The organism is Nonomuraea sp. B208 (assembly GCF_057536035.1).
Map to the genome: position 1 here is coordinate 282911 of NZ_BAAJOU010000020.1, position 26473 is coordinate 309383.

General features: G+C 71.8%; 26 protein-coding genes. 13 read left to right on the forward strand and 13 right to left on the reverse strand.

Annotation, left to right across the window (positions count from 1 at the left end; genetic code table 11):
- A complete protein-coding gene (locus AC27IY_RS16525; RefSeq protein ID WP_364448861.1) occupies positions 1-570 on the forward strand; it encodes an isochorismatase family protein in 570 nt (189 codons plus the stop codon).
- Positions 571-701: 131 nt separating this feature from the next.
- Entirely contained in the window at positions 702-1217 is a 516-nt protein-coding gene (locus AC27IY_RS16530) for a hypothetical protein (protein ID WP_487178436.1), read from the forward strand.
- 6 nt (positions 1218-1223) lie between these two features.
- Here the strand turns inward: AC27IY_RS16530 and AC27IY_RS16535 are convergent, their stop codons facing one another.
- A complete protein-coding gene (locus tag AC27IY_RS16535) occupies positions 1224-1601 on the reverse strand; it encodes an STAS domain-containing protein (protein WP_423474614.1) in 378 nt (125 codons plus the stop codon).
- Between the two features lie 141 nt (positions 1602-1742).
- A complete protein-coding gene (locus AC27IY_RS16540) occupies positions 1743-1967 on the reverse strand; it encodes a hypothetical protein (protein ID WP_344209362.1) in 225 nt (74 codons plus the stop codon).
- Between the two features lie 326 nt (positions 1968-2293).
- Between AC27IY_RS16540 and AC27IY_RS16545 the strand changes: the two genes are divergently transcribed.
- From AC27IY_RS16545 to AC27IY_RS16555, 3 genes are read left to right on the forward strand one after another with little or no spacing between them, the layout of a single operon-like run.
- Positions 2294-3400: a helix-turn-helix domain-containing protein gene (locus AC27IY_RS16545; RefSeq protein WP_487178437.1), complete on the forward strand. Its 1107-nt coding sequence runs from the start codon at positions 2294-2296 to the stop codon at positions 3398-3400.
- The gene (locus AC27IY_RS16550; protein ID WP_487178438.1) at positions 3390-4580 is read left to right on the forward strand and encodes a hypothetical protein; all 1191 of its coding nucleotides are present in this window, start codon (positions 3390-3392) and stop codon (positions 4578-4580) included. Before AC27IY_RS16545 ends, AC27IY_RS16550 begins: the two co-directional genes overlap by 11 nt.
- A gap of 49 nt (positions 4581-4629) precedes the next feature.
- Positions 4630-5145 (forward strand): GNAT family N-acetyltransferase, encoded by a 516-nt coding sequence (locus AC27IY_RS16555; RefSeq protein WP_487178439.1) that lies wholly within the window; start codon positions 4630-4632, stop codon positions 5143-5145.
- Between the two features lie 18 nt (positions 5146-5163).
- Here the strand turns inward: AC27IY_RS16555 and AC27IY_RS16560 are convergent, their stop codons facing one another.
- From AC27IY_RS16560 to AC27IY_RS16580, 5 genes are all read right to left on the reverse strand, one after another.
- Positions 5164-6918, reverse strand: coding sequence for a DEAD/DEAH box helicase (locus tag AC27IY_RS16560; protein WP_344209370.1), 1755 nt, complete (start codon positions 6916-6918; stop codon positions 5164-5166).
- Positions 6919-7042: 124 nt separating this feature from the next.
- A complete protein-coding gene (locus AC27IY_RS16565; protein WP_487178440.1) occupies positions 7043-8383 on the reverse strand; it encodes a hypothetical protein in 1341 nt (446 codons plus the stop codon).
- 83 nt (positions 8384-8466) lie between these two features.
- Entirely contained in the window at positions 8467-9849 is a 1383-nt protein-coding gene (locus AC27IY_RS16570; RefSeq protein WP_344209374.1) for an MFS transporter, read from the reverse strand.
- Positions 9850-9968: 119 nt separating this feature from the next.
- Positions 9969-10232, reverse strand: coding sequence for a DUF3039 domain-containing protein (locus tag AC27IY_RS16575; protein ID WP_344209376.1), 264 nt, complete (start codon positions 10230-10232; stop codon positions 9969-9971).
- Between the two features lie 98 nt (positions 10233-10330).
- On the reverse strand, positions 10331-11938 hold the full coding sequence (locus AC27IY_RS16580) for an MFS transporter (RefSeq protein WP_371250051.1): 1608 nt from the start codon (positions 11936-11938) through the stop codon (positions 10331-10333).
- Between the two features lie 147 nt (positions 11939-12085).
- Between AC27IY_RS16580 and AC27IY_RS16585 the strand changes: the two genes are divergently transcribed.
- Positions 12086-12703: a TetR/AcrR family transcriptional regulator gene (locus AC27IY_RS16585; RefSeq protein WP_364448888.1), complete on the forward strand. Its 618-nt coding sequence runs from the start codon at positions 12086-12088 to the stop codon at positions 12701-12703.
- Between the two features lie 4 nt (positions 12704-12707).
- Here the strand turns inward: AC27IY_RS16585 and AC27IY_RS16590 are convergent, their stop codons facing one another.
- Positions 12708-13286 (reverse strand): YqgE/AlgH family protein, encoded by a 579-nt coding sequence (locus tag AC27IY_RS16590; protein ID WP_020546648.1) that lies wholly within the window; start codon positions 13284-13286, stop codon positions 12708-12710.
- Positions 13287-13406: 120 nt separating this feature from the next.
- Here AC27IY_RS16590 and AC27IY_RS16595 point away from each other — a divergent pair, with 120 nt between their 5' ends.
- Positions 13407-13949, forward strand: a complete 543-nt coding sequence (locus AC27IY_RS16595; protein ID WP_487178441.1) for a hypothetical protein — start codon at positions 13407-13409, stop codon at positions 13947-13949.
- Here the strand turns inward: AC27IY_RS16595 and AC27IY_RS16600 are convergent.
- The gene (locus AC27IY_RS16600) at positions 13939-14550 is read right to left on the reverse strand and encodes a TetR/AcrR family transcriptional regulator (RefSeq protein WP_449948809.1); all 612 of its coding nucleotides are present in this window, start codon (positions 14548-14550) and stop codon (positions 13939-13941) included. The two genes, AC27IY_RS16595 and AC27IY_RS16600, sit on opposite strands and share 11 nt — an antisense overlap.
- A gap of 205 nt (positions 14551-14755) precedes the next feature.
- Here AC27IY_RS16600 and AC27IY_RS16605 point away from each other — a divergent pair, with 205 nt between their 5' ends.
- The 4 genes from AC27IY_RS16605 (at position 14756) to AC27IY_RS16620 (ending at position 19195) form a co-directional block, all read left to right on the forward strand.
- The gene (locus AC27IY_RS16605) at positions 14756-15502 is read left to right on the forward strand and encodes an IclR family transcriptional regulator (RefSeq protein ID WP_364448893.1); all 747 of its coding nucleotides are present in this window, start codon (positions 14756-14758) and stop codon (positions 15500-15502) included.
- A 69-nt stretch (positions 15503-15571) separates the two neighbouring features.
- On the forward strand, positions 15572-17098 hold the full coding sequence (gene glpK, locus AC27IY_RS16610) for a glycerol kinase GlpK (protein ID WP_487178442.1): 1527 nt from the start codon (positions 15572-15574) through the stop codon (positions 17096-17098).
- Positions 17095-18645: a glycerol-3-phosphate dehydrogenase/oxidase gene (locus AC27IY_RS16615; RefSeq protein WP_487178443.1), complete on the forward strand. Its 1551-nt coding sequence runs from the start codon at positions 17095-17097 to the stop codon at positions 18643-18645. The genes glpK and AC27IY_RS16615 overlap by 4 nt, the downstream gene beginning before the upstream one ends.
- Before the next feature lie 46 nt (positions 18646-18691).
- Positions 18692-19195: a hypothetical protein gene (locus AC27IY_RS16620; protein ID WP_344209394.1), complete on the forward strand. Its 504-nt coding sequence runs from the start codon at positions 18692-18694 to the stop codon at positions 19193-19195.
- Between the two features lie 75 nt (positions 19196-19270).
- On the opposite strand, the gene AC27IY_RS16625 is transcribed toward AC27IY_RS16620, so the two are convergent.
- From AC27IY_RS16625 to AC27IY_RS16640, 4 genes are read right to left on the reverse strand one after another with little or no spacing between them, the layout of a single operon-like run.
- Positions 19271-20680 carry an NAD-dependent malic enzyme gene (locus AC27IY_RS16625; protein WP_364448901.1) on the reverse strand — a complete coding sequence of 470 codons (1410 nt, stop codon included), beginning with the start codon at positions 20678-20680 and terminating at the stop codon, positions 19271-19273.
- 56 nt (positions 20681-20736) lie between these two features.
- Positions 20737-21366, reverse strand: coding sequence for a cytidylate kinase-like family protein (locus AC27IY_RS16630; RefSeq protein WP_487178444.1), 630 nt, complete (start codon positions 21364-21366; stop codon positions 20737-20739).
- A gap of 9 nt (positions 21367-21375) precedes the next feature.
- A complete protein-coding gene (locus AC27IY_RS16635; protein ID WP_487178445.1) occupies positions 21376-22311 on the reverse strand; it encodes a tetratricopeptide repeat protein in 936 nt (311 codons plus the stop codon).
- Positions 22295-22846 (reverse strand): MarR family winged helix-turn-helix transcriptional regulator, encoded by a 552-nt coding sequence (locus AC27IY_RS16640; RefSeq protein WP_344209403.1) that lies wholly within the window; start codon positions 22844-22846, stop codon positions 22295-22297. Before AC27IY_RS16640 ends, AC27IY_RS16635 begins: the two co-directional genes overlap by 17 nt.
- Positions 22847-23074: 228 nt before the next feature.
- Here AC27IY_RS16640 and AC27IY_RS16645 point away from each other — a divergent pair, with 228 nt between their 5' ends.
- Both AC27IY_RS16645 and AC27IY_RS16650 read left to right on the forward strand, forming a co-directional pair.
- On the forward strand, positions 23075-25192 hold the full coding sequence (locus tag AC27IY_RS16645) for a hypothetical protein (RefSeq protein ID WP_487178446.1): 2118 nt from the start codon (positions 23075-23077) through the stop codon (positions 25190-25192).
- Positions 25193-25795: 603 nt separating this feature from the next.
- Positions 25796-26467, forward strand: coding sequence for a DUF4230 domain-containing protein (locus AC27IY_RS16650; protein ID WP_487178447.1), 672 nt, complete (start codon positions 25796-25798; stop codon positions 26465-26467).
- Positions 26468-26473 lie beyond the last annotated feature (6 nt).

Sequence of the window (26473 nt, forward strand, 5' to 3'; positions counted from 1 at the left end):
ATGGGCACCGCGCTGATCATCGTCGATGTGCAGAACGACTTCTGCGAGGGTGGCAGTCTCCCCGTGGCCGGCGGCTCGGCCGTGGCGGCGGCGATCACCCGCCACGTGAGCGAGCACGGCTACGACCACGTGGTGGCCACCCGCGACTATCACGTCTCCCCCGGCGAGCACTTCGCCGAGTCCCCCGACTACGTCTCCTCCTGGCCCGCCCATTGCGTGGCGGGCACGCCGGGCGCCGACTTCCACCCGTCGTTCGACGTCTCGGCGGTGGAGGAGGTCTTCAGCAAGGGCGCATACACCGCGGCCTACAGCGGCTTCGAGGGCGAGAGCGGCGACGGCGTCACGCTGATCGACTGGCTGCGGGAGCGCGGGGTGGACGAGGTGGACGTCGTCGGCATCGCCACCGACCACTGCGTGCGCGCGACCGCACTCGACGCCGTGAAGCACGGGCTCACCGTGCGGGTGCTGCTCGACCTCACGGCGGGGGTGTCGCCGGAGACGACCGAGGCCACGAGGGCGGAGCTTGAGCGGGCGGGCGCCACGCTGACGGGGGCTCCCGTTACGGGCTGACCACAACCGCCGTTCACGTTGCGTACGCGCTTCGCAACGCAGCGGTCATGTGATAATCAAGAGGATGAACCCTCTCCGGAGCCGCAGTAGTACGGAGAGTGACACATGATCCTCTATCTCGAAGGTTTCCCATGCTGGCCCTCTCACTCGGGGCGGCCTGGCTGCTCCTCGCTCCGCTGAGCCTCTGGCTCCTGTTCCGAGGCCGTCCGCTGGAGCGAGCGGGCGCGATCGTGACCCTGCTGCTGCTGGAGGCCGGCACGATCGTCATGGGCCGGCTCGCCACGCCGCAGGCGACCCCCGACCACACGGTCGTGGCCCACGACGTCCCGCCGGCGGAGGCGTCCTGCGCGGGGCGCGCCCCCACCCCGCGTTCGGCCCGGCTGGGCACGAGCCTCGTGCTGACCTGGGCGGCCCGCCGCCACGAGTGCGACACGGCGGAGGTCGCGATGCGCTCGCAGGGTCGACGGCTGCTGGTCTGGCTGCACACCGGACATGCTGCCCCGGCCGGCGGCGGGCGGCTCGCCTACACCCTGCCGGTGCACGTCAAGGGCCGCACCGCGGCGGTCACGGTGCCGCTGCCGAAGGACGCCGCCCGCGTCCCGGTCGACGGCCGCAACGGCCGCCGCATCCCGCCGCCGCGCGGCTGAGCGACGTCAGGGAGCCGCTACCGCGAGCCGCAGCGCGTCGTCGAACCGCGCGAACACCTCGAACGCGTGCCGCAGCCCCGTGATCGACAACACCCGCGCCATCACGCCCTGCACCCCGCCGAGCAGCAGCCGGGTGCCCCGGGCCTCGCAGCGCTGCATGACGCCGACGAGCTCGTTCATGCCCATCGAGTCGCAGAACTGCACCTCGGCGAGATCGAGGATGAGAAACGGCGGCGGCGGCAGCTCCCAGACGAGCTCCAGGTGCTCCCGCAGCAGAGGCACCGCGTTGACATCGAGCTCGCCTTCGAGCCGAAGGATCACGGCGTTGCGCGAGAGGCCGGAAGTGACGTTGAGCGTCGATTTTCGGTTGGCCTCATATGACATGGGCGGGAGTCCTTCTGCGCATCAACGCGAGCCAAGAGAGTTGTTGCCGCTTCTGCCGGGTCTCTAACGGAAGGTCACTGCTCTGTGGCCAAATGCGTATGGTTCAGACCCGGCGGGTGCGAGGCGGCCGAATGACACCTCTTACGTCAGCCCGCTGACGACGAGGTAGGCGAGGACCAGCACGACGAGGAACACGAGCAGGACGGCGGTGCCACTGATCACCACCAGCACCCGGGTCCGCCGGGCCGTCCAGCGGATCGCGGCCACCACGGAGGTGATCAGCATGGTCAGGAGCAGCAGCGAGACGCCTCTGCTGCCGGCGGTCTGGAGAGCGGTCAGGACAAGGGAGGAAGCCGAGAACATCATGAGGTGATCCCTGTACGGAGACGAGAAACTGGTGGAGGGGGCCGCTCCGGTGGGGTGTGGGAGGAGTCGTCAGCTCGCGGCCTGAACCATCTCACCTCTATTCAGTTAACTTCAGTTTATTAACCGCGAACTTATTGCTTGAATGATTCCCCGGCTGAAGCCGGGCATTCCTTCCCATCGGTGAGAGATGTCTGGCTAGACTGTTGTCTTTCGCACGCGACGTTTCCCTGCGTAGCGCACGTGTTTGGGCCTAGCTGCGAGTTCTCTGCAGATTTCGCGGTGAGGTGTATGTTCACTAGAAATTGCTGAAGTTGAATGAGGCAGGCATGAGCGGCGACGATTCCGCGCGGACCGCGCTGGCCCGGCGTCTGCGTGAGCTCCGCGACAGCCACTGGCCGGACCTGCGGGTCACCCAGGCGCAGCTGCGGGAGGCGTTCGGGGTCAGCGTCCCGCTGATCTCCTCCTGGGAGTCCGCCACCACGGCCAAGATCCCTCCCCTGCACCGCCTGGAGAAGTACGCCGCCTTCTTCGCGACCCGGCGCTCGCTCGCGGGCGGCGTCGCCCGCGTGCCGTCGCTGTCCGAGCTGACCTCCGACGAACTGGACGAGCACAAGAAGCTGCTGGCCGAGCTGACCCGGCTGCGCCAGGCGGCCCTTCGCCACCAGGTCGCGGCGGAGGGCGGCGGTGCGGGCGGGACCGGCGACGCCCTGCTGGCCGGCCCCTGGCACTTCCCGGAGGGCGAGCCGATCACGATCATCTGCTCGCAGGTCCCGGAGGAGGAGCGGGCCAGGATCCCGTTCGCCGTCCCGACCCAGGGCGACTACATCGAGCTCTACAAATACTCCGACCTCGACTCCTTGTTTGAGTTATGGGGGCATCTGCGGGCCGCCAACCCGCACAGCCAGGTGACCCTGCGCGCCACCGAGGACCTGCGCTCCGACGACCTGACCACGCACGTCGCGCTGCTCGGCGGCGTCGACTACAACGAGGTCACCGCTTCCACGCTGGCCCGCATGTCCGACCTGCCGGTGCGGCAGGTGCCCGACTGGGACGGCGAGCGGGGGCCGTACTTCGAGGTCGGCGAAGGGGGCGACACGCGCAGGCACCATCCCGTGACCGTGCGCAACGGCGATAGTGTACGACTGCTCGAAGACGTCGCCTTCTTCTACCGCGGCGTCAACCCGGACAACCACGAGCGCACCTTGACCATCTGCAACGGCATGTACGCCAGAGGCGTCTACGGCGCGGTCCGCGCGCTCACCGACGCGCGCTTCCGCGACCGCAACGCCGCCTACCTGCGCGACCGCTTCGGCGACGCGCAGTCCTACAGCATCCTCATGCGCGTCAGGATCGAGGGCCGGGCCGTGGTCACACCCGACTGGACCCAGGAGTCGTACCGGCTGCACGAGTGGCCGGACGCCCGTGAGGCATGACAGGCCGCGCGGCGGCGGCGAGCACCACCACGGCTCGCACCGGCACCTCATCGACGTTTTCGAAATCGACGCCTTCGAAGCCGGCGAGGAGCCGACGCACGGCCGGGGCGCCATCGACGCGATCATCGTCCCGACGATCCGGCATCCGCGCTGGCTGACGTACGCGACCCGGCTCGCCCTCGACCTCGGCTGCCACCTGGTGTCGCTGCACAGCCGCAACTGGAGCCGGGCCAGGGAGGCGGCCCAGGCCATGCCGGACGGCCTGCGCTACATCAGCGCCGACGTCGACCACGTGGACCGGCTGCGGCTGCCCGACTTCGAGACCACGGCCGTGCTGCGGGACACCCCGTTCGCGCGGACGACCGACCTCAGCGCCAAGCGGAACACCGGGCTGCTGCTGGCCCGGCTGCTCGGCTGGCGGCGGATCGTCTTCCTGGACGACGACATCGAGGTGGGCCGCCAGGCGGACGTCGAACGGGCCGCGGCGCTGCTCGACACGTACGACGTCGTCGGCATGCACATCGGCGGCTATCCGGACAACTCGGTGGTGTGCCACGCGCATCGCCTCACCGGCGGGCACCAGGAGTCGTTCGTGGGAGGGGGCGCGCTGGCCGTCGCCGTCGATCCCGGGCGCACGCCCTCCTTCTTCCCCAACGTCTACAACGAGGACTGGTTCTACCTGCTGGGCGAGCGGAGACTGCGCCGCCTCGCGGTGGCCGGGCAGGTCAGGCAGCGGCCGTACGACCCGTTCGACCGGCCGGTGCGGGCGCGCGACCAGGAGTTCGGCGATGTGCTGGCCGAAGGCGTCTACTGGCTGCTGGACGGGGATCCGACGGCCGAATGGGGCGCGGCGGCCGACGCCGCGTACTGGAGGGACTTCCTCGCCAGGCGGCAGCGCTTCGTCGAGGACGTGCTGAGCCGCGTACGCCGCCTGCCCCCGGGGCCCCGGCACAACCGGCACGCCATGGAGAACTCCCTGCTCGCCGCGCTCGGCCGGCTGCGCCGCATCGAGCCGGAGCTGTGCGCAGGCTACCTGAAGGCGTGGGCCGTCGACCGCGAGCGCTGGGCGGCGCACCTCGACGAGCTCCCGCACCTGGAGTTCGCCGCCGCGGACGCGGTCAAGTGGCTGGTGAAGGACGGCGAGCGCGGATTGCATTGGTACGGTTCCATGACGGGTTGACCGGTTTCGGCAAGATTCGTGGCGCCGCCCTCCGGGAACGTGTGCTTCCGTGGGCGCCCCCGACATCCGCCAAGCCGTCCGTGCGGACCTGCATCCCCTCGTCCGGTCGCTCGGGCAGGAGCACTACTTCCACGACCGGCTGGCCCTGCAGGACGCCGGGCACGGCTTCCTCCTCGTGGCCTGGGAGCGGGAGGTGGCGGTCGGCGACGTGTACGTGTGGCTGGCGCCCGCCGAGGAGCCCGAGTTGCGCGCGCACTTACCCGGCGTGGCGCTGCTCACCCACCTGGAGGTGGCCGCGCCACGCCGCAACCAGGGCATCGGGACCGAGTTGCTGTGGGCGGCCGAGGAGCGGCTGCTCGCCGAGGGCCACGACCGCGTCGCCCTCGGCGTGGACCTGGACAACCACCACGCGCAGCGGTTGTACCGCCGCCGCGGGTACGCCGAATGGCCCCACGGCCCGGTCGCCACGACGGAGGTCGTCTACCACGCCGACGGGACCCGCGAACGCCGCCCCGAGGTCTGCCGCATCATGATCCGCCACCTCGGCCACAACCGCTACCGCTGACCGAAGGGCTGCCGGAGGTCAGCGGCGTTGGGTGGCCCAGCGGCGGATCATGTCGATGCGTTCCTGGATCTGCTCCGACGTCGCCTGCGCGATCGGCGGGCCGCCGCAGACGCGGCGCAGCTCGGCGTGGATGACGCCGTGCGGCTGTCCGGTGCGGTGGTTCCAGGCGCCGACGAGGCCGTTGAGCTCGCGGCGCAGCTCGGCGACCTGCTCGTGCGGGGCGAGGGCCGGGGCGGCCGGCTCGGCCGATTCCTGCTTGCGCCTGGCCGCCTGCTGATCGGACTGGCGCTTGCGCAGCAGGGTGGCCACCTGGTCGGGCTCCAGCAGGCCGGGCAGGCCGAGGAAGTCCTCCTCCTCGGCGGAGCCGATCGCGGCCCCGGTGCCGAACTCGCCGCCGTCGAAGAGCACCCGGTCGAACGTGGCCGAGGTCTCCATCGTCTCGAACGGCAGCTCGTCGCCAAGAACGTCGGGATTGTCCTGCTTGCGGTTGGCCTGCTCCAGCAGCGAGTCGTCGAGCCCGTCCTCCGGCGGCCGCTTGTTGAGGACGTGGTCGCGCTCGACCTCCATCTCGTTGGCCAGCCCCATGAGCATGGGCACCGAGGGAAGGAAGACCGAGGCCGTCTCGCCACGCTTGCGGGCGCGGACGAACCGCCCCACCGCCTGCGCGAAGAAGAGCGGCGTGGAGGTGGAGGTGGCGTAGACGCCCACGCACAGACGCGGGATGTCGACGCCTTCCGAGACCATCCGGACGGCGACCAGCCACCGATCCTGCGACGCCGCGAACTGCTTGATCTTCTTCGAGGCGCCGGGATCGTCGGACAGGACCACGGTCGCGCCCTCGCCGGTGATGTTGCGCAGGTGCCTGGCGTAGGCGCGGGCGGTCTCGTGATCGGTGGCGATGACCAGGCCGCCCGCGTCGGTGACGCCCCGGCGCACCTCGGTCAGCCGCCGGTCGGCGGCCTGCATGACCTGGCGGATCCAGTCGCCCTTGGGGTCGAGCGCGGCCCGCCACGCCTGGGAGAGCTGGTCCTTCGTGAGCGGGGTGCCGAGGGTGGCGGCCAGCTCGTCGCCGGCCCGCGTGCGCCACTTCATCTCGCCGCTGTAGGCGAGGAAGATCACCGGACGGACGACGCCGTCGTCGAGCGCGGGGCCGTAGCCGTAGGAGTAGTCGGCGACGCTGCGCTTGAGGCCCTCGGCGTCCTCCTCGTACGCGACGAAGGGGATCGGGTTGTCGTCGGAACGGAACGGGGTGCCGGTGAGCTGGAGGCGGCGGGCGGCCGGCTCGAACGCCTCGCGCACGCCGTCGCCCCACGACTTGGCGTCGCCCGCGTGGTGGATCTCGTCGAAGATGACCAGCGTCTTGCGCGCCTCGGTGCGCGCCCTGTGCAGCGCCGGGTGCATCGCGACCTGCGCGTAGGTCACCGCGACGCCGGTGTAGTCGCGCGAGGTGGTGCCCTGGCTGTTCTTGAACTCGGGGTCGATGCCGATGCCGACCCGCGCGGCGGCGTCGGCCCACTGGCGCTTGAGGTGCTCGGTCGGGGTGACGATGGTGACGGCCCTGATCACCCCGCGGGACAGGAGCTCGCTGGCGATGCGCAGGGCGTAGGTCGTCTTGCCCGCGCCCGGCGTCGCCACGGTGAGGAAGTCACGCGGCTCGCGCCGGAAGTAGAGGTCGAACGCCTCCTGCTGCCAGGCGCGCAGCTTGGGAGCGGTGCCCCACGCGGCCCGGTCAGGATAGGAAGGAGACAGGTGGGACGCGGCGAAGGTGCTCACCGCATCACCTCTGGGGTTCGTGTGCTTCGCTCTCTCACAGTGACCCAAGAGTAATCGGGCCCACTGACAAGACGTGCCGTGAGCCGTGGATTCTGGCCAAGGTCGTCCTCACGTGCTATGCGGCTTATCGGAGGCTCGTCAGCACCGTGTCGAGAGCCTGTCTGCTTGCGGTTTGCTCGGGTTGCAGCAGGCCGAGCAGGAGCACGCTCCGCTCGCCCCGCGTGAGGAGCATCACTCTCAGGTACGCGGGCCGGTTGACCACGTCACGGTACTCCGCCCGCAGCGCCCGCGTGTGACCGCCGGAGATCTGCCGGTCGTCGACGACCTTGACGCGGTCGCCCTTGAGCAGCAGCCGGGAGTACAGCTCGGCGGCCTCGGCCGTGGCCTCCTTGGCGTCCGCGACGGGTTCGGGGAGAGGGCGGGCCATCACCAGGCCGCCGGCTCCGTCCCTGGCCACCGAGGTGAAGCCGGACACGGGGGGCACGGGCGCGACGTACCAGCCGTCCGGCAGGGTCGCGGCCACCCCGGCCAGGCCGTCGCTCAGCCTGCCCGTCCCGGCCTCCGGTCCTGGCTGAGGCGCGACGAGGCGCGGCGCCAGGTTGATCGCCACCGCCACGAGCGCCGCGCCGGTCAGGAGCGCCGCCAGCGCGAACGCCAGGCGGCGCGGCATCCCTGAGGGGGCCGTACGCGTGCCAGGGGCGGCGGGGGTGCCGTAGAGGCGGGCGGAGGGCGGCAGGGCGTCCGTGGAGCTCTCCCTGGACGCCGGGGACGGAATCAACCGGAACGGCGACCGCCAGGAAACCGGCTCAGGGTCCGACGACGACTCGCCCCAGAACTCGGCGTCCGGGTCGTCGTCGGTGGCGAGGGACGGACTGCCACCGCCCTTGAGACTGCCCGTGTCGGCGTCCCTGCCGCGGTCCTTCAAAGCGCCCCAGCCGACGTCTCCGTCACCGTCCTCTACGGCGCCCCAGCCGGCGTTCCTGTCGTCGTCCCTCGCCGCACCCCAGCCGGCGTCTCCGCCGCCGGCCTTCAAAACGCCCCAGCCCGCGCCCCTGTCGCTGTCGTCCTGTGAAGCGCCCCAGCCGATGTCCCTGCCACCGTCGTCCTGTGAAGCGCCCCAGCCGGCGTCCCTGCCGTCGTCCCCGGACGTGCCCCAGCCGGTCTGCCCGTCCACGTCATCGTCGACATCCCCACCGGCGTCCCTGCGGGTGGTCGTCGCGTCCGGGTACGGGGTCCGGCCCGACCGCGGATGGGCGGCGCGGGGAGTGGTGCGCCGGATGCGCGGGTTCCAAGGCTCGTCGAGCTCCACGGTCTCCCCCGGCTCCAGGTCCAGCGGATGCCCACGCCGGCGGCCCACGAGTTCCTCCGGGGGCGCGGCCTCCCGCTCGTCGCCGTCCGGCGGAGGACTGCGGCGGTGCCTGGCCCCCGGCGGGAGAGGCGGCCAGACCCGGTGATCATCCTCCATGAACACCTCCTCGCCCGCTGTCCTATCACTCCTCGCGACGGAGATCAGGCGATCCGTGATCGCTGGGACGGGAGGGACGGAATTCACCTCATGCGACCGGCCAGCACCGCCCCGCTCCCCCCGACCACCGCCATGAGGAGGCAGATGACCAGGAACCCGGTGGCGATCTGGGACGGCGCGTGCCCGATCAGGTTGACCAGCGCGCCCCCGGCCCCGATGGCGAGCGCCGAGCCCAGCATGTCCGTGACGTTGAGCGCCGCCGAGTTCGCGCCCTGCTCGTTCTCCGGCGACTGCTTGAGCGTGGTGACGCTGACGGTGGCCATGCCGACCCCCATGCCGAGCCCGGCCACGATCCAGGCCGGCACCGCGACCCATCCCGTCACCCCGGGCAGGACGGCGAGCAGCGCCAGCAGCACGCCCACGGTGACGCAGGACGCCGCGAACCTGATCCGCAGGTGCGGCTCCCCGGCCTGGCGGCTCTGCAGGTACGACCCCGCCGACCAGCCGAGCGCCCCCGTGGTGAGCGCGATCCCCGCCTCCCTGACGCCGAACCCCTTCACTTCCTGCAACGCCAGCGGGATGAAGGAGTTGACCCCGAAGAAGGTGGCCGACAGGAAGCCACGCATGAGCACGGTCGTGGGCAGCCCGCGGGCGAAGCGCAACGCGCCGGGGGGCAGCAGCCGGTAGAGGCCGTACAGCAGGAAGGCGAGCCCCACGACGGTCTCGGCGACGCCCATGACGGGCGCCTGGTGCAGCCGGTCGACGCCGTGCAGCAGCACGCCGGCCCCGCACGCGGCGGCGGCCGCGGCCAGCGTCATGGCGAGCGGGCGCGAACGCGGCCCGTCGGGCAGCTGCTCGGCGGCGGCCGAGCGCTTCAGCGACGGGAGCAGCATGAGCAACGCGGGAACGACCAGCGGGATGATGCCGTAGAAGACGTACCGCCAGCCCCACTGCCCGGCCACGGAGCCGGCGATGGCGGGGCCGACCATGGACGGCACGACCCAGGCGGCCGAGACCGCCGCGAACGCCTTGGGCCGCATGTCGACCGGGTAGACCCGGGCGATCATCACCAGCAGCGCCACGAACGAGGCTCCGGCCCCGAGCCCTTGCACGGCCCGCGCCGACAGGAACAGCACCGACGTGTTCGCCGCGCCGGCCAGCGCCATGCCGGTCACGAACAGCGCCAGCCCCACCACGAACGGCACCGCGAACCCCCGCCGGTCCGCGAAGAGCCCGGCCACCACGTTCGCGAACAGGCTGGAGACCAGGAAGGCGGAGAAGCTCAGCCCGTAGAGGTCGAGGGCGTCCAGGTCGCGGGCGACGTCCGGCATGACGACCCCGACCGACATGCCCTCGAAGGCGACGAGGGTGACGACGAGCAGGATGCCGAAGGTGGCGATGCGGTAGTCGGCGCCGAAGAGCCGAGGGGGTTGGTGGGGGGCGTCGAGTGCTTTTGGTGCTGTCACCTGCACATCGTAATTTGTCGCACCTTTGACGGTGCCGGGGTGTGCTGGTGCGCATGCCGACGAGACGGCGGTCGCGTGCCGGGGCAGCTGTGCGGCACGCGATTACCGCTCGGCCGCGCTCACTGCTTGTCGCCGCCCTTGTCGTCGCCGCCGCCCGCCGGCAGGCCCTCGTAGATCTCCTTGCACTCCGGGCACACCGGGTATTTCTTCGGGTCGCGGCTGGGCACCCAGATTTTCCCGCACAGGGCGCGGATGGGCGTGCCGGTGACCATGCTCTCAGTGATCTTGTGCTTGTCCGCGTAGTGGGCGAACCGCTCGTGATCGCCGTCGCCGTGCGACGTCTGTGGCGTGGTTTCCTGCTTCGGAAGGATCTTCGTGCTCACCCCATCGAGTTTATGCCCGCCCGCCCGCGGCCCGCGCCTCCCCAGGACAGCGAAACGGCCCCCGCCACCTGGCGGGGGCCGTTCTCGGGAACAGGGGCTCAGCCCACGTGCACGGGCGCGCCCTCGGTCTTGCGGCCGGCCTTCACGAACATCGTGAGGGCCGCGGTCAGCACCGCGACGCAGGTGCTCACCACGAAGGCGAGGTGCATGCCGTCCATGAACGAGTTGTGGACGGCGTTCGTGACCACCTCGGGCAGCCCGGGCGGCGCGACGCCGAACGCGGCGGCCGCCTCCAGCCCGGCCATCTGCTCCGGCGGCAGCGCCTGAGCCGCCGGGCCGAGGTAGCCGGGCAGCCGGTCGGAGATCTCACCGGCCATGACGGCGCCGAGGATCGCGGTGCCGAGCGCGCCGCCGACCTGCATGGCCGACTGCTGCAGGCCGCCCGCGACGCCGCTCAGGTCGAGCGGGGCGTTGCCCACGATGATCTCGGTGGCGCCCACGAACACCGGCGACAGGCCGAAGGCCAGCAGCACGAACGGGATCGCGGTGTCGACGAACGAGGCGTCGATGCCGAGGCGGGACATGAGGAACATGGCGCAGGCGGTGATGAGCAGGCCGCCGGCCATCGTGATCTTCGGCCCCAGCTTCCCGATCGCCATGCCGGCGAGCGGCGAGGCGAAGATCATGCCGGCGCTCATCGGCAGCATGCGCAGACCGGCCTCCAGCGGCGTCAGCCCGTGCACGCCCTGGAAGAAGAAGCCCAGGAAGAACATGGCGCCGAACATGGCGAAGGCCACCATCATCATCAGGAACGTGCCGATGGAGATGGACGGGTTGGCGAACAGCGACAGCGGCACCAGCGGCTGGCCGCCGCGCTTCTTGAGCAGGTGCTGCCAGAGGACGAACGCCCCGATCAGCACCGCGAAGCCGCCGAGGAAGCCCAGCGTGGTGCTGTCGCCCCAGCCCCACTCGGGGGCCTTGATGATGGTCCACACCAGCGCGAACATCGCGCCGGACAGCAGCAGCACGCCCAGCCAGTCGATGCGCGCGAACGTCTTGGCCCGGCTGTCCTTGATCAGGATGACGCCCAGGATCAGCGCGACGACGCCGACGGGCGCGTTGATGAAGAAGACCGACTCCCAGCTCACCTTCTCGACCAGCACGCCACCGACGATCGGTCCGGCGGCGCTGGACAGGCCGATGATCGCGCCCCACGCGCCCATGGCCTGGTTGAGCTTCTCCCCCGGGAACGCGCTGCGCAGCAGCGCCAGCGCGGCGGGCTGGAGCAGCGCGCCGAACAGGCCCTGGAGCACCCGCAGGCCGATCAGCGCGCCGACCGGCGTGATGCCGGGAATGATGTCGGCCAGCTCGGCGCTGAGTCCGATGCCGACCGACGTGACGGCGAATCCGGCCACACCGATCAGGAAGACCCTCTTGTGCCCGAACAGGTCACCGAGCTTGCCCGCGGTGATCAGAAACACCGCCAGGGCCAGCAGGTAGCCGCTGGTCACCCACTGCAGGTCGGACAGCGACGCCTTGAGGTCGACCTGGATCACCGGGTTGGCGATGCCGACGACGGTGCCGTCCAGCATCACCATGATCACACCAAGGCTGACCGCCAGCAGCACGAGCCACGGATTCCCTCCGGCCCCCGTCTTCGCCACCTCGGGCGAGGACGGCGCGTCCACCGCCTTCGCGTTCGCCATGAAGCCCCCTAGTTCACATACGCCCCACACCAGGGCGGAAGTCTCTTAAGCCTCCGGTAATCTATGACAGGCGATGACGTCTGACAAACGACTTTTAAAAGGCAGCGGATGACTTCTGTCACACTGTGACAGCAAGGTTTCGAGGGAGTGACGGCAGTGGGTCTCCGCGAACGCAAGAAGGAGAAGACGCGCCTGGCGATCCTCGACGCGGCGCTCGATCTGTTTCTCGAACAAGGATACGAGTCGACCACCGTCGAGCAGATCGCGGGGGCCGTCGAGGTGTCCCCCCGCACGTTCTTCCGCTACTTCACCGGCAAGGACCATCTGGTGCTGTGGTTCCACGACCAGGGCGAGGAGATCCTGCTGGAGACGATGGCGGCCAGGCCGCCGGACGAGCCGCCGTTCACCGCGCTCATGCACGCCCTGCGCGCCATGCTGGCCGACATCGAGGACTCGACGCCGCAGGAGCACGAGCGTTTCCTCAAGCTGCGCCGCATCCTGGACGAGAACCCGCGCCTGGTCGGCCAGTCGGTGGCGCGGGGCACGGAGACCGAGCGCCGCCTCGCCGAGGTGGTGGCCGCGCGGCGCGGCGTCGAGGCCGACGAGGACCAGCTCTCCCACCTGATCGTGGCCTTCGCGATGTCCACGATGCGGGTGGGCTTCGAATGCCCGCGCAGCGACGGGAGCCTGCCCGAGATCACCGGCCGGATGGCGGAGAGCATCGAGCTGGCCGAGCGTTCCCTGCGCCCCGGCTGGGACGTCTGAGGGGTCAGTTCATGGAGGGGTCGTCCGGGCAGGTGGCGACGAAGGCCAGCTCGCCCGGCTGGCGCCGCAGCACGTGCCGCCACAGCGACCCGGGGTCGGCGTGGAAGGTGTCGCCCACCTCGGAGTCCACGACGTACCAGGCGCCTTCGGCGATCTCGCTCTCCAGCTGGCCGGAGGACCAGCCGGCGTAACCGGCGAAGATCCGCATCTGGGCGATCTCGCCCTGCAGGATCTCGGGCGGGGCGTCGAGGTCGACCGTGCCGAGCCGGGACACCGCGGGCGTACCGGCGTGCAGCCTGCGCCAGCCGAGCGGCTCCTGCCCGCTCGGCACCGCCGCCAGCGCCAGCGCGCTGTCGGTCTGCACCGGCCCGCCCTCGAAGAGCACCGAAGGCCCGGTGACCAGCGGGTCCCAGACCGGGAGAACCTGGGTCACCGAGATGTCGCTGGGCCGGTTGAGCACGACGCCGAGGGTGCCCCCGTCGCGGTCGTGTTCGAGGATCAGCACCACGCTACGCCGGAAGTTGGGGTCGTCGAGAAGCGGCGTCGCCACCAACAAACCGCCGACGTAGATCGCTTCCGCCATACCTCCATCATGAAGGGTGCAGGGGGGTGCGCGCTGCCCCAGAGCGCTCATGTTACTTTTCGTGTTCACAAAGACACTTCGGGTAGCAAAGATCACGACGTGTGGACCTTGGGGGAGCTCATGCGCATCGGTACCCGTCTGGCCCTGGCCGCCCTGGCGGTGGGCGCCGCGGCCTCCGGCCCGGCATCCGCGTCGGCCTGGCCGGGGGCCTCCGATCCCGGGGACGCGTTCACGATGACCGTGGACGACGTCAGCTGCCGCTCGGGACGGGTGAAGGTGACGCTGCGCAACCAGACCCGGCAGGCGGTCCGCTTCGACCTGAAGTCCGACGCGGTCAGCGTGGCCAGCGGCTCGATCGCGGCCCGCAAGAGCGTCGTGCGGCAGGTGCCGGTCCACAAGGGCAGCCGCGCGGAGATCGAGGCGTACCAGGTCGTCGAGCACCAGCCGGAGACCCTTATCGACTCCACCCGGGTGGAGAACGACTGCCCCTGGGGTCACCGCACCGGGCAGCTCCCCTTCACCGGGCCGCCCGCCGACCTCATGGCCAAGCTGGCGACCGCGGGCGGGCTGGTCGTGATGGGCGGGATCTTCTGGTGGTACGGCTCCGTCTGGCCCCGCCGGCCCGACCTGCCCAAGGGATGCCCGACCTCGCCTACGAAATGAAGGCGCCCGCCTTCGCGGCGGCGAGCACGCGGCGTACGGACCGCTCGGCGGCCTCCGCGGTGACCGGCTCGCGGGTGACGACGAGCAGGTAGTAGAGCGGGGCCGAGACCGCCCGGATCACCTCCGTGGCGTCCGTGCCCTGCGGCAGCTCGCCGCGCCCGACCGCGAGCTCCACCACGCCCGCCCACTCCTCGATGCGCCGCAGGTAGAACGCGCGCAGCGCGGCGGCCGCCTGCTCGTCGCAGGTCGCGGCGGCTATCATCGCCTGGAACGTCGCCCCGAGCCGCCCGTCGTTGACCGCCTCGACCACGGCCAGGGCGTTGGCGCGCAGGTCGCCCTCGATCGAGCCGGTGTCGGCGTGCGGGGAGGACTGCTCGGCCAGCTCGACCATGAGATCGGTGACCAGGCCCGCTGGGCTGCCCCAGCGCCGGTAGAGCGTGGTCTTGCCCACGCCGGCCCGGATCGCCACCTGGTCCATGGTCAGGCCGTGGAAGCCGTGCTCGACCAGCTCGTCCTGGGCGGCCTGGAGCACGGCCGCGCGGACCCGGGCGGTGCGGCCGCCCGGCCGCACGGTTCCCGCGACGCGGGCGGGTGAGTCCATCTGTCTCCTCGTCCCTCGGGGCACGCACGGTCGCCGGGACGGGGTGTCCCGGTGCGTGCGAAGGGTGGCGGCGCCTGCAGGTCCGCTGAGCGTCCGCTGCGAGATTGCTTACCGCTTGCGCAAATTGTAGAGCCGCGCGGGGCGGGCGTCGGCAGGGCGATCGCCGTTCGGCGATATCGAACGACCCTGCGCTACAGTGCCGATCGTGGGAGAGACCATCCAGTCCGTCGAGCGGGCGGCCGCGATCCTGCGGCTGCTGGCCTCCGGCCCCCGCCAGCTCGGGGTGGCCGAGCTGGCCCGGGGCCTCGGCCTGCCGAAGGGCACGCTGCACGGCATCCTGCGCACGCTGGTGCGGGTCGGCTTCGTCGAGCAGGACCCGGCCACGGGCAAGTACCGCCTCGGCGCCACGCTGCTCCACCTCGGCAGCAGCTACCTCGACGTCAACGAGCTGCGCGCGAGGGCCATCAACTGGGCCGACGCGCTGGCCGGGCGGAGCAGGGAGAGCGCCTGGATCGGCACGCTGCACGAGGGCCACGTCCTGGTGATCCACCACGTCTTCCGCCCCGACGACAGCATGCAGACGCTCCAGGTCGGCACCTACCTGCCGGTGCACGCCAGCGCGCTCGGCAAGGTGCTGCTCGCCCACGACCCGTACGGCGAGCCGGCCGCGCCGCTGCCCCCGTACACCGGCGCGACGATCACCGACCCCGGGCGGCTGGAGGCGGAGCTGGAGCTGGTCCGCGCCCGCGGCTGGGCCGCCGAGATGGAGGAGCTGACCGAGGGCGAGGTGGCCTACGCCGCGCCCATCAAGGACTCGCGTGGCATCGTGGTCGGCGCCATCGGCATCAGGGGCGCGCTGGAGCGCCTGGCGCCGGAGGGCGGGCCGCGCATGGAGTTCGTCTCGTACGTCAGGGACGCGGCCCGCGCGATCACCCGCGACCTGGCCCGCTGACCCCGACCAGTTGCCCGACCAGTTGCCCGACCAGTTGAACGCCCCCCGCGGAACCGAATACCATTCCTCATGTCGTTCGACATTGTCGAACCCCGAGCTAGCGAGGATCCGCCAGTGCCTCGACCGACCTACATCGCCGCCATCGACCAGGGCACCACGTCCAGCCGGTGCATCGTCTTCGACCGGACCGGCAACATCATCTCCGTCGCCCAGCGCGAGCACCGCCAGATCTTCCCCAGGCCCGGCTGGGTCGAGCACGACGCGGAGGAGATCTGGGAGTCGGTCCAGCTCGTCCTCGCCGAGGCCGTCGGCGGCGTGGACGGCGACATCGCCGCGCTCGGCATCACCAACCAGCGCGAGACCACGGTGCTGTGGGAGCGCGACACCGGCCGGCCCGTCTGCCCGGCGATCGTCTGGCAGGACACCCGCACGGCTCCGCTGACGCACGCGCTGGCCGAGCACGAGGCGCTGTTCAAGGCGCGGGCGGGGCTGCCGCTCGCCACCTACTTCTCCGGGCCGAAGATCCGCTGGCTGCTGGACGAGCACCCGGGGCTGCGCGAGCGGGCCGAGCGCGGCGAGGTGCTGTTCGGCACCATGGACAGCTGGCTGCTGTGGAACCTGACCGGCCGGCACGTCACCGACGTCACCAATGCCAGCCGTACGATGCTCATGAACATCCACACCCTGGCCTGGGACGACGACCTGCTGGCCGCGCTCGGCGTGCCGCGCGCGATGCTGCCGGAGATCCGCCCGTCCGCCGAGGTCTACGGCCGCACCGCCGACGGCGTGCCGGTGGCGGCCGCGCTCGGCGACCAGCAGGCGGCGCTGTTCGGCCAGACCTGTTTCGACCCCGGCGAGACCAAGAGCACCTACGGCTCGGGCAGCTTCCTGCTCATGAACACCGGCGACCGGCCGGTCGTCTCCAAGCACGGCCTGCTCACCACGGTCGGCTACCAGATCGGCGACACGCCGGCCACGTACGCGCTGGAGGGCGCGATCGCGGTCACCGGCTCGCTGGTGCAGTGGCTGCGCGACAACCTCGGCCTGATCTCCAGCGCCGCCGAGATCGAGACGCTGGCGAAGACGGTCCCCGACAACGGCGGCTGCTACTTCGTGCCGGCGTTCTCCGGCCTGTTCGCGCCGCACTGGCGCTCCGACGCGCGCGGCGTGATCGCGGGGCTGACCGGGTTCGTCACGAAGGGGCACCTCGCGCGGGCCGTCCTGGAGGCCACCGCATGGCAGACCCGCGAGGTCGTCGACGCGATGAACGCCGACGCCGGGCTCGGGCTCACCACGCTGCGCGCCGACGGCGGCATGACCGCCGACAACCTGCTCATGCAGACCCTCGCCGACGTGCTCGCGGTGCCGGTGATCCGGCCGATGGTGGCCGAGACCACGGCGCTCGGGGCGGCGTACGCGGCCGGCCTCGCCACCGGCTACTGGCCGGACCTCGACAGCCTGCGCGCCAACTGGCACAAGGCGGCCGAGTGGCAGCCGGAGATCGACGAGGCGGCCCGCGAGCGCGAATACCGCAACTGGAGGAAGGCCGTGGCCCGCACCCTCGACTGGGTCGACGATCAGGAGTTCCAGCAATGATGATCAGTACGGGGACCGAGCGCGCGGAGACCAGGGAGGAGCTGTCCACCACCGCCTACGACCTGCTGGTCATCGGCGGCGGCATCCTCGGCACGTCCGTGACCTGGATGGCGGCCCAGGCCGGCCTGCGGGTGGCGATGGTGGACGCGGGCGACTTCGCCGGCGCCACCTCCAGCGCCTCGTCCAAGCTGGTCCACGGCGGCCTGCGCTACCTGCAGACCGGCAACGTCCGGCTGGTCGCCGAGAACCACAGGGAGCGCCGCGCGCTCGCCGCCGACATCGCCCCTCACCTGGTCAAGCCGCTGACGTTCCTGGTGCCGATCTACAAGGGCGGCCCGCACGGTGCGGCCAAGCTGGGTGCGGGGGTGTTCCTGTACTCGGCGCTGTCGGTGTTCGGCGACGGCATGGGCCGGGTCGTCACGCCGCACCAGGCCCTGGCCAAGGTGCCCGCGCTGCGCGCCGAGGGGCTGCGCGCCGCCGCCGTCTACGGCGACCACCAGATGAACGACAGCCGCGTCGCGGTCATGACCGTACGGGCGGCCGTGGACGCCGGCGCGACCGTGCTCAACCACGCCGAGGTCGTCGGCCTGCGCAAGAGCGGCGGCACGGTGACCGGCGCCGAGCTGCGCGACCGGCTGGAGGGCGCCGAGTTCGGGGTGAGCGCCCGTCTCGTGCTCAACGCCACCGGCCCGTGGGTGGACCACCTGCGGCGCATGGAGGACCCGGGCGCGGCCCCCAGCATCCGCCTGTCCAAGGGCGCCCACCTGGTGCTGCGCCGGCACGAGCCGTGGAAGGCGGCGCTGACCACGCCGATCGACAAGTACCGGGTGTCGTTCGCCATCCCGTGGGAGGACCACCTGCTGCTCGGCACGACGGACGAGGCGTACGAGGGCGATCCGGCCGACGTGCGGCCCACCGAGGCCGACATCGCGCAGATCCTCGACGAGGCCGGCCACGCGGTGCGCGACGCGCAGCTCCGGCGCGAGGACATCACCTACGCCTTCGCCGGGCTGCGCGTGCTGCCCGGCGGGCCCGGCGAGGTGACGGCGGCCAAGCGGGAGACCGTGGTGACGCGCGGCGCGGGCGGCATGCTGTCGGTGGCGGGCGGCAAGTGGACGACCTACCGGCACATCGGCCGCACGGTCCTCGACACCCTCGCCCACCTGCCCGGCCGGCCGCTCGGCGACGACCTGGCCGACATCCTGCCCGCCGTGCCGCTGCCCGGCCTGGCCAGCCCCGACGCGGTGGCCCTGCGCCTGTGGACCGACCGCGAGCGCGGCGCCCGCATGGACCCGCTGGTGGCCCGGCACCTGGCGACGCACTACGGGTCGATCGCGTTCGACCTGGCCCGGCTGATCAGGGACGACCCGGCGCTCGGCGAGCGCATCCACCCGGAGGGGCCGGACATCTGGGCGCAGGCCGTCTACGCGCGCGACCGCGAGTGGGCGGCGACCGTGGACGACGTCGTACGCCGCCGCACCACGCTGACCGTACGCGGGCTCGACACGCCCGAGGTGCGCGCCAGGATCGCCGGGCTGCTGGGCTGAGCCCGGCGGGAGGTGGCTGGAGCCGCTGGCGGGGAAGGGGGCAGGCATGCGCACTCCCATCAACGAAGCCCTGCTCCGCCACTTCCGCGACCTGCGGGACGGCGTACACGGCCAGGCCGTCTCCCGGGAGGACAAGGAGCGTCTGTTCGCCACGGCGGTCGAGCTGCTCGACCCCGTGGCGCGGCGGGTGCTGGCGGAGCTCGACGCCGACCTGCTGCTCGGGACGGGCGAGGTGGTGGCCAGCGGCCTCACCCGCTCCAAGGAGGGCGGGCTGAACGCGATGTGGTCGCTGACCTGGCCGGAGCAGCGGGCCGCCCAGGAGCAGCCCATCGCCGTCGTCGCCCACTACGGCGCCGGCTTCCACCACCCGCACCTGCGCGGGAACACGGTGGGCGACTGGCCGATGAACGTCTTCGACGCCGCCGACGCCGAGGCGCAGGCCGACACCCTGCGCGTCATCGCCGCCGGCGACGCCCACAACCTGGTCTTCCAGGAGTCCTACCGTCTGATGCCCGCCCTCACCCGCCCCGAGTCCGCCGACCGGCACTGAGGGCGCCGGAGGACGCCCCGGTGATGCCTCGGCGAAGCGTCAGACCTTGGTGAAGCGCCAGGCCTCGGCGAAGCGTCAGGCCTCGGTGAAGCCGCGGGCGCGGCCGCCGGCGGACTCGCGGACCGCCGCCGCCACCGCACCCGCCACGTCCGGGTGGAACACGCTCGGGATGATGTAGTTGGGGCCCAGCTCCTCGGGCGTGACCACGGCGGCCAGCGCGTTGGCCGCAGCCAGCAGCATCTCCTGCGTCACCCCCGCCGCCTGCGCGTCGAGCAGCCCGCGGAACACGCCGGGGAAGGCCAGCACGTTGTTGATCTGGTTGGGGTAGTCGGAGCGGCCGGTCGCCACCACGGTCGCGTGCTCGCGGGCGTCGTCGGGCGACACCTCGGGCTCGGGGTTGGCCAGCGCGAACACCACGGCGTCCTTGGCCATGGTCGCGATGTCGTCGCCGGTCAGGATGCCCGGTGCGGACACGCCCACGAAGACGTCGGCGTCCTTGAGCGCGCCGCGCAGGTCTCCTGCGTAGCCCTCGGCGTTGGTGTGGTCGGCGATCCAGCGCAGCGACTCGTCGAGGTCGTCGCGGCCGTTGTGCACGGCTCCGAGGTAGTCGCAGACGATCACGTTGCGCGCCCCGGCGGCGAGCAGCAGCCGCAGCACGGCGTTGCCGGCCGCGCCCGCGCCCGCCATCGTGATCTTGACGTTCTCCAGGCTCTTGTCGACGACCCGCAGCGCGTTCTGGAGCGCCGCCAGCACGCAGATCGCGGTGCCGTGCTGGTCGTCGTGGAAGACCGGGATGTCGAGCAGCTCGCGCAGCCGCCGCTCCACCTCGAAGCAGCGCGGCGCGCCGATGTCCTCCAGGTTGATGCCGCCGAAGCCGGGCGCGATGACCTGGACGGTGCGCACGATCTCGTCGACGTCCTGGGTGTCGAGGCAGATCGGCCAGGCGTCGATGCCGGCGAAGCGCTTGAACAACGCCGCCTTGCCCTCCATGACCGGCAGCGCCGCCTCGGGGCCGATGTTGCCGAGCCCCAGCACGGCCGAGCCGTCGGTGACGACGGCCACGGTGTTGCGCTTGATGGTCAGGCGGCGGGCGTCCTCCTTGTTGCGCGCGATCGCCATCGACACCCGCGCCACGCCCGGCGTGTAGGCCATCGACAGCTCATCGCGGTTGCGCAGCGGCACCTTCGACTGCATCTCGATCTTGCCGCCGAGGTGCATGAGGAACGTACGGTCGGACACCTTGTGGATGACGACGCTCTCGACGGCCTCCAGCTGGTCGACGATCGCCTGGGCGTGGTCGGTGTCGCGGGCGGCGCAGGTCACGTCGATGCGGAGCTTCTCGTGGCCCGCGTTGGTGACGTCGAGGGCGGTCACCACCCCCCCGGCCGACTCTACGGCGTGGGTGAGCTGGCTGACGGCCTTGCCGCCGGCCGGCACCTCGAGACGCACGGTGATGGAGTACGACACACTCGGGACGGTCGCCACGTCAATCGCTCCTTCGGGACTGACCAAGAAGTCCTCCCATGTTAGGGGGCGTTCGGTCAGTCGAGTGCCGTGGAAGCCAGGACGATCAGCTCGACGCAGGCGGGAACGGGAATCGTGGTGCTGTCGACGACCAGGTGGTAGTGGCGCGGGTCGGCAGGATCCGCCCGGTAGAAGTGCCGCCAGTAGGCCGCGCGGGCGCGGTCGTTGTCGTCGACGACGCGCCGGGCCTCGTCCTCGTCCGTCCCGGCGAGCGCGGCGGCCCGGCGGACCCTGCGCGGGAGCGGGGCGTCGAGCCGGACGTGCAGGGCGCCGGGCTCGCCGGCGAGGACCAGGGCGCCGGCCCTGCCGAGGAAGACGCCGCCCCGCTCGCGGGCGGTCTCGCGCATCATGCGCTCGGCGTGGCGCACGAACTCCTCCGGGGCGTGCGGCATCGCGCCCGGCACGTACATGTCGACGCCGCCGTAGGCGACGGTGGGCAGCCGCATCGCGCCGAAGATCAGCCGGCCCAGCCCCCGCTCGGCGCGGTCGTCGTGGGCCAGCGCCTCCTCCAGCGTGCAGCCGAGCTGCCTGGCGACGGCGCTGGGGATGGCGCGGTCGACGAAGGGCAGGCCGAGGCGGTCGGCCACGGCCGGGCCTATCTCACCGCCGGCCGTGCCGTATGTCGCCGAGATGGTGACGACCCGCATGTCCCCAGGCTAGAACAGGGCGCTCGCCAAAGCTCTGCGCGCTTTCGCCAGAGAAGGGTCATCGCTCGGCAAGGTGTCGAACAGGCCGAGCAGGTGCCGCCGCGCCCGGTCGCGGTCGTCGCCCGAGGTGCGCTTGACCACGGCGATGACCCGGCTGAACGCCTCGTCGACGGCGCCCGACAGCATCTCGAGGTCGGCGGCCAGCAGGTGGGCGTCGAGGTCGGCGGGGTCCTGCAGGCGGCGCTGGAGGTCGCCGGGGTCGACGCCCTCCGTGCGCTTGATGAGGGTGACGCCGGCCAGGCCCATCTTGGCGTCCTCGTGGCCGGGGACGCGGGCCAGCAGCCGCTGGTAGGCCTCGGCGGCGGCGTCGAGGTCGCCGCGCTCGACGGCCTCCTCGGCCGCCGCGAGGTCGGGGTCGGTGGGCGGGCCCGCCGGGGCCTCCTCGCCGCCCTCGGCCACGGGCGGCCGGGCGGCCGGGTTGGCCTGGTAGAACTGCTCGACGGCGGCCATCAGCTCGTCGAGCCAGCGGCGCACCTCCTGCTCGGGCAGCACCTGCTGGAAGCCCGTGACGGCCTGACCCTGGAAGATCGCCAGCACGGTGGGCACGGCCTGCACGCGCAGCGCGGCCGCGATCTGCGGGCTGGCGTCGACGTTGACCCTGGCCAGCACGGCCCGGCCGGCGAGGTCGCCGACCACCTTCTCCAGCACCGGCCCGAGCTGCGCGGAGGCCGGCGCGCGGGGGGACCAGAGATCGAGGACGACCGGCACCTGCATGGAGCGGTCGACGACATCGGTCGTGAACGTCTCCTCGGTCACCTCGACGACCGAGGCCGACGCGGCCTGAGGACCTGCGGCCTCCCGCCGGGCCTGCGCCTCCAGTGCCTGCTTGCGAGCGCCCAGATCGATCGCCCCGTAGAGCGACCCGGGCCTAGAGAAGTCCGCCATGCCCTTCATCTTGCCGCATGGACGAGCCCTCGAAGTCACCCGCCGCGACCCGCAACGTGCGCAACTGGTCGAACAGGCCGTGGAGTTCGTCCTCGGCGTACATCGCCAGGCCGAACTCGGCGTCCATGAGGTCGCGGGTGGCGCGGCGGACGACGTCGCGGCCGGCGTCGGTGATCTCGGCGAGCACGCCGCGGCCGTCGCGCGGATTGGGCAACCGGCGGACGTAACCGGACTTCTCCAGCCTGTCCACCGTGTTCGTGACGCTGGTGGGGTGGACCATCAGCCGCTCGCCGATCTTCGACAGCGGCAGCGCGCCGGTCTTGCTGAACGTCAGCAGCACGAGCCCCTCGTAACGCGCGAAGGTCAGCCCGTACGGCTTCAGCAGGCCGTCGAGCTGCGACAGCAGGATCTGGTGCGCTCGCATGATGGAGGTCACGGCCGCCATCGCGGCGGAGGGCCCGAAGTGGGCGCGCCAGCTCTCCGCGGCGCGGTCGATGGGGTCGAACGGCAGGTTGAGCGGCTTCTGCTGTGACACGCAGCTACCGTAGCGCGCCTCTCGTCCCGGTTCGTCGGGCGATCTGGAGCGACAGGCGATCCTCCTTGACCAAGAATCCGGACGTCAATCATCACGCTCAGTTATGGTTCTCGTACGTATGGTGACGCGGAAGCCAAGTCCATCAGCCTGTGGGGACCGGCCGGACTTGGCTCTTCCGTCTTGCCGAGGGGCACGGGGGGTGCTTGATGGACGTCAACGGGGCAAAGGGTGCGTGAGCACGCGGGCGTTTCACGGGAGGAGCTGAAGCAGAGCGCGGCCGTCACGGTTGCCGTGCTGCTCGCTGTCGGCTTGATCGCGGCGTGGAACGTCCTGATACCGGGCGTGGACGCCTGGGAGAACATCGTGGCCGCGGTCATCGGCTCGCTCCGGCTGACCGGCCCGGTGGCGGCGGCCTTCGCCGCCTGGGTGGCGCTGCGCAAGCGCCGCGCGCTGCGCGGCCGGTCGCTCACCACCTGGCGGGCGTTGAAGGCGCCACTGGCGATCGTGGTGGTGGTGCTGGGGTCGTTCGCGGCGACGGTGCTGGTGCTGGCGGTCAATACGGTCCTCACGGACCAGGCGGGCCGGCTGAGCCTGCCCGGGCTGGGCATGGGCATGGCGGGGCTGGCGCTCTACTCGGTCATCGGCTGGGTGGCCGGGTGGGTGCTGCCGAAGGCGTTCACGCCGCCGCTGGCCGGGCTGGCCTGCTACGCGGCGTTCTCGTGGCTGGCCGACGACCGGGGCTGGGCGGACAAGCTGGCGCCCGGCACCGGCGAGCCGTACGACCTGTTCCAGGAGCTGAGCGGGGCCGCGTTCTTCGACCAGACGATCTGGCTGCTCGGGCTCACGGCGGCGCTGCTGCTCGGCTGGGCGGCCACGGTGACGCGGCAGGCGCTGGTGCTGGCGTGCGCGCTGCTGTCGGTGCTGGCGGCGGGCATGGGCGTGTCGCGCGTGCTGGCCCAGACCCGGCCGGCCGCCGCCGAGGACATCGCCTACGCCTGCCAGGACTGGCCGATCACGGTGTGCGTGCATCCGGGGATGCGGGCCGGGCTGACGGAGCTGGGGGCGGTGTTCACGCAGATCGCCATGCGGCTCGACGGCACGCCGGCGGCGTTCAAGCGGGTGGAGCAGCGGCCTCTGGGGGAGAAGCTGCGGCCCTCGCTCGGTCTCGCGCCGATCCACGTTCCCGACCTTTCGGCCGGGTTCGCGGAGAAGGCCGCGTACGAGTACATCGAAGCGCTGTCCGACCCCTGCCCCGGCATCGTCGCAGAGGGTTACCGGGAGATCGTCATGGTCTGGCTGCGCGGCGAGCCGCCGGCGGGCGGGCCGCTCGCCGAGCACCAGTACGCCACCTCGTGGTTCTCCTGGCTGAGCGAGCACCAGCGGCGCGAGTGGCTGCGCATGTTCTACAGCGACTTCCGCAACTGCCGGCTGTCGAGCACGCACTTCGGCGGCAGCCCGGCCCGGCCGCAGCTCGTGCCGCAGTCGGTGCAGCCGTCGCCCGACTCGACGCACGTCTACCCGGTCTACCCCGACCCGGCCGCCACGCCGGCCGCCCCGCCCACGTCGTACGGCACGCCGGGCACCTCCGGCACCGCCCCTTCCCTGGGCTACGCGCCCGAGCCCGCGCCCGGCTGGGTGGCGGCGGGCCCGCCCAGCTGGTCCACGGCGGGCGCCGCCACCGAGCCCGGCCGGGGGTACGGCGGGCATCCCGGCCGGGGACCGTTCGGCTGGGCCTCCCACGACCACTGGAACGGCCAGGGCTGGGGTCGGCGGGGTGGCACGGCGGCCGGGCAGCCGGCCACCGGTCCGCGGGGCGGCACGACGACCGAGCAGCCCGCAGCCGGTCCGCGAGGCGGCACGACGGCCGAACAGCCCACGGCCGGCGACGTCGCGACCCCACGCCCCACCTCCCCCGGCCCCACCACGTCCCCTGGTTCGTCCGGCCACGGCCCGCTCGGCCACGGCTCATCCGGGAACGGCCCCTGGGCCCACGGGGCCTCACACACCGGAACAACAACGCGAACCGGCACACCGCGCATCGGCGACTCCCGCACCGGAGCCCCGCGCGCTGGAGACCCACGCTCTGAAGCACCGCGCACGGGAGACCCACGTACCGCGAGCTCGCGCACAAGAGACTCCCGCACGGGAGCCGGGCGCGCGTGGGCCCACGGCAGGACCGACACTCACGGGTCTCGCGGCGAGGGATGGCGCGGCCACTGGTCCGCCAGTGAGGCGACTCCCGGCGACCGGCCTTTCGCCGCCGGAACCCAGAGCATTCGGAGTCAGGGCGCCCAGGCTCAGGGCGTCCAGAGTCAGGGCCAAAGGACGCCCGGGGACAGGGCATAGGGCGACCGGACAGCCGGGAGTCGACGCATAAGGTCGGAGCGCGCCGACGTGAAGCTTCCCGACTCGACCAGCGGATGGACGCCAGAGGGCGGTGGGCCCGCGGGCGTGACAAGCGACGCCTCGCTATCGCGCCACCCGCAGAGCGGCACCCCGCCGGCTGTCGGCACCAGGACTTACGGCAGCGCACGCCCTCAGGACGCGTCCCGAGGGCGTCCCGCCTTGCCCCCCGCGACGCACGCCAGGACACACCCGGCACCTCCACTCCCCCGCGCATACAACCGCGCATGCCAGGACACGCCCGGCACCTCCCATCTCGCCCTCTCCCTCGCGCACTACGGCGCACGTCACAACGCGCCCGGCACGTCCCGCGTCGCCCTCCCTCGCGCACACGCCAGGACACGTCCGGTGCGTCCTGCCTGGCCCCGCCCGCACGTACGATCGCGCACGTCAGGAGGCGTCCCGTGTCGCCCTTCCCTCACCCCGTACCAGGCGCCCGACCAGGGTGAGCGTGCGGTCGCGGGCGTAGCACGTATATGAGGGCGGAATCGGAGATGTCACCCTGGGGCTGGCACTGATGATCGCTGTGCGGGTAGTCATGCCACCATGACGACTTCCCGTACGACGCCACCGGAGGTCACCCCCGTACGGCGTCGCTGGTGGCGATACGCGGCGGGCCTGCTGGTCCTGGCGGTCCTGCTGGTGGTGGCCGGGCGGCTGGCCTGGACGTACCTGGACCCCAGGGGCGAGCGGACCATCGACCGCAGTCAGCCGGTCCTCCTGGAGTCCATCAAGGACCTCAGCCGCTTCGAGGCGGCGACCGGCACCTTCCAGGTGGTCGTGGACCTGGAGAAGGACGCCAACTTCCTGCCCGACGCGATCAAGGGCACCAGGACGTTGTTCGTCGGCGCGGGCGGCGTGGACGCCTACGTGGACTTCTCCTCCATCGCGACGAGCGCGATCACGGTCTCGGAGGACCGTACGGAGGCGACGGTCCGCCTCCCCCACGCCCAGCTGGAGAAACCGAACCTCGACAACGACCGCTCGTACGTCTTCGCCCAGCAGCGCGGCCTGTTCGACCGCGTCTCGGACTTCCTGTCGGGCTCCCCCGGCGACCAGCGCGAGCTCTATCTGCTGGCGGAGAAGAAGATCACCGAGGCGGCCGTGGCGAGCGACCTGCGGACCCGCGCCGACGCCAACACCAAGGCGATGATGACGGGCCTGCTGAAGTCGCTCGGCTTCACGAAGGTCTCCGTCAAGTTCACCGACGAGCCCTGAGGCGCC

Excerpts from the sequence above, each read along its gene's own strand:
- AC27IY_RS16525 (WP_364448861.1), top strand. The coding sequence starts at position 1 with ATGGGCACCGCGCTGATCATCGTCGATGTGCAGAACGACTTCTGCGAG.
- AC27IY_RS16530 (WP_487178436.1), top strand. The coding sequence starts at position 702 with ATGCTGGCCCTCTCACTCGGGGCGGCCTGGCTGCTCCTCGCTCCGCTG.
- AC27IY_RS16535 (WP_423474614.1), bottom strand. The coding sequence starts at position 1,601 with ATGTCATATGAGGCCAACCGAAAATCGACGCTCAACGTCACTTCCGGC.
- AC27IY_RS16540 (WP_344209362.1), bottom strand. The coding sequence starts at position 1,967 with ATGATGTTCTCGGCTTCCTCCCTTGTCCTGACCGCTCTCCAGACCGCC.
- AC27IY_RS16545 (WP_487178437.1), top strand. The coding sequence starts at position 2,294 with ATGAGCGGCGACGATTCCGCGCGGACCGCGCTGGCCCGGCGTCTGCGT.
- AC27IY_RS16565 (WP_487178440.1), bottom strand. The coding sequence starts at position 8,383 with ATGGAGGATGATCACCGGGTCTGGCCGCCTCTCCCGCCGGGGGCCAGG.
- AC27IY_RS16580 (WP_371250051.1), bottom strand. The coding sequence starts at position 11,938 with ATGGCGAACGCGAAGGCGGTGGACGCGCCGTCCTCGCCCGAGGTGGCG.
- AC27IY_RS16590 (WP_020546648.1), bottom strand. The coding sequence starts at position 13,286 with ATGGCGGAAGCGATCTACGTCGGCGGTTTGTTGGTGGCGACGCCGCTT.
- AC27IY_RS16595 (WP_487178441.1), top strand. The coding sequence starts at position 13,407 with ATGCGCATCGGTACCCGTCTGGCCCTGGCCGCCCTGGCGGTGGGCGCC.
- AC27IY_RS16600 (WP_449948809.1), bottom strand. The coding sequence starts at position 14,550 with ATGGACTCACCCGCCCGCGTCGCGGGAACCGTGCGGCCGGGCGGCCGC.
- glpK (WP_487178442.1), top strand. The coding sequence starts at position 15,572 with ATGTCGTTCGACATTGTCGAACCCCGAGCTAGCGAGGATCCGCCAGTG.
- AC27IY_RS16615 (WP_487178443.1), top strand. The coding sequence starts at position 17,095 with ATGATGATCAGTACGGGGACCGAGCGCGCGGAGACCAGGGAGGAGCTG.
- AC27IY_RS16620 (WP_344209394.1), top strand. The coding sequence starts at position 18,692 with ATGCGCACTCCCATCAACGAAGCCCTGCTCCGCCACTTCCGCGACCTG.
- AC27IY_RS16630 (WP_487178444.1), bottom strand. The coding sequence starts at position 21,366 with ATGCGGGTCGTCACCATCTCGGCGACATACGGCACGGCCGGCGGTGAG.
- AC27IY_RS16635 (WP_487178445.1), bottom strand. The coding sequence starts at position 22,311 with ATGGCGGACTTCTCTAGGCCCGGGTCGCTCTACGGGGCGATCGATCTG.
- AC27IY_RS16650 (WP_487178447.1), top strand. The coding sequence starts at position 25,796 with ATGACGACTTCCCGTACGACGCCACCGGAGGTCACCCCCGTACGGCGT.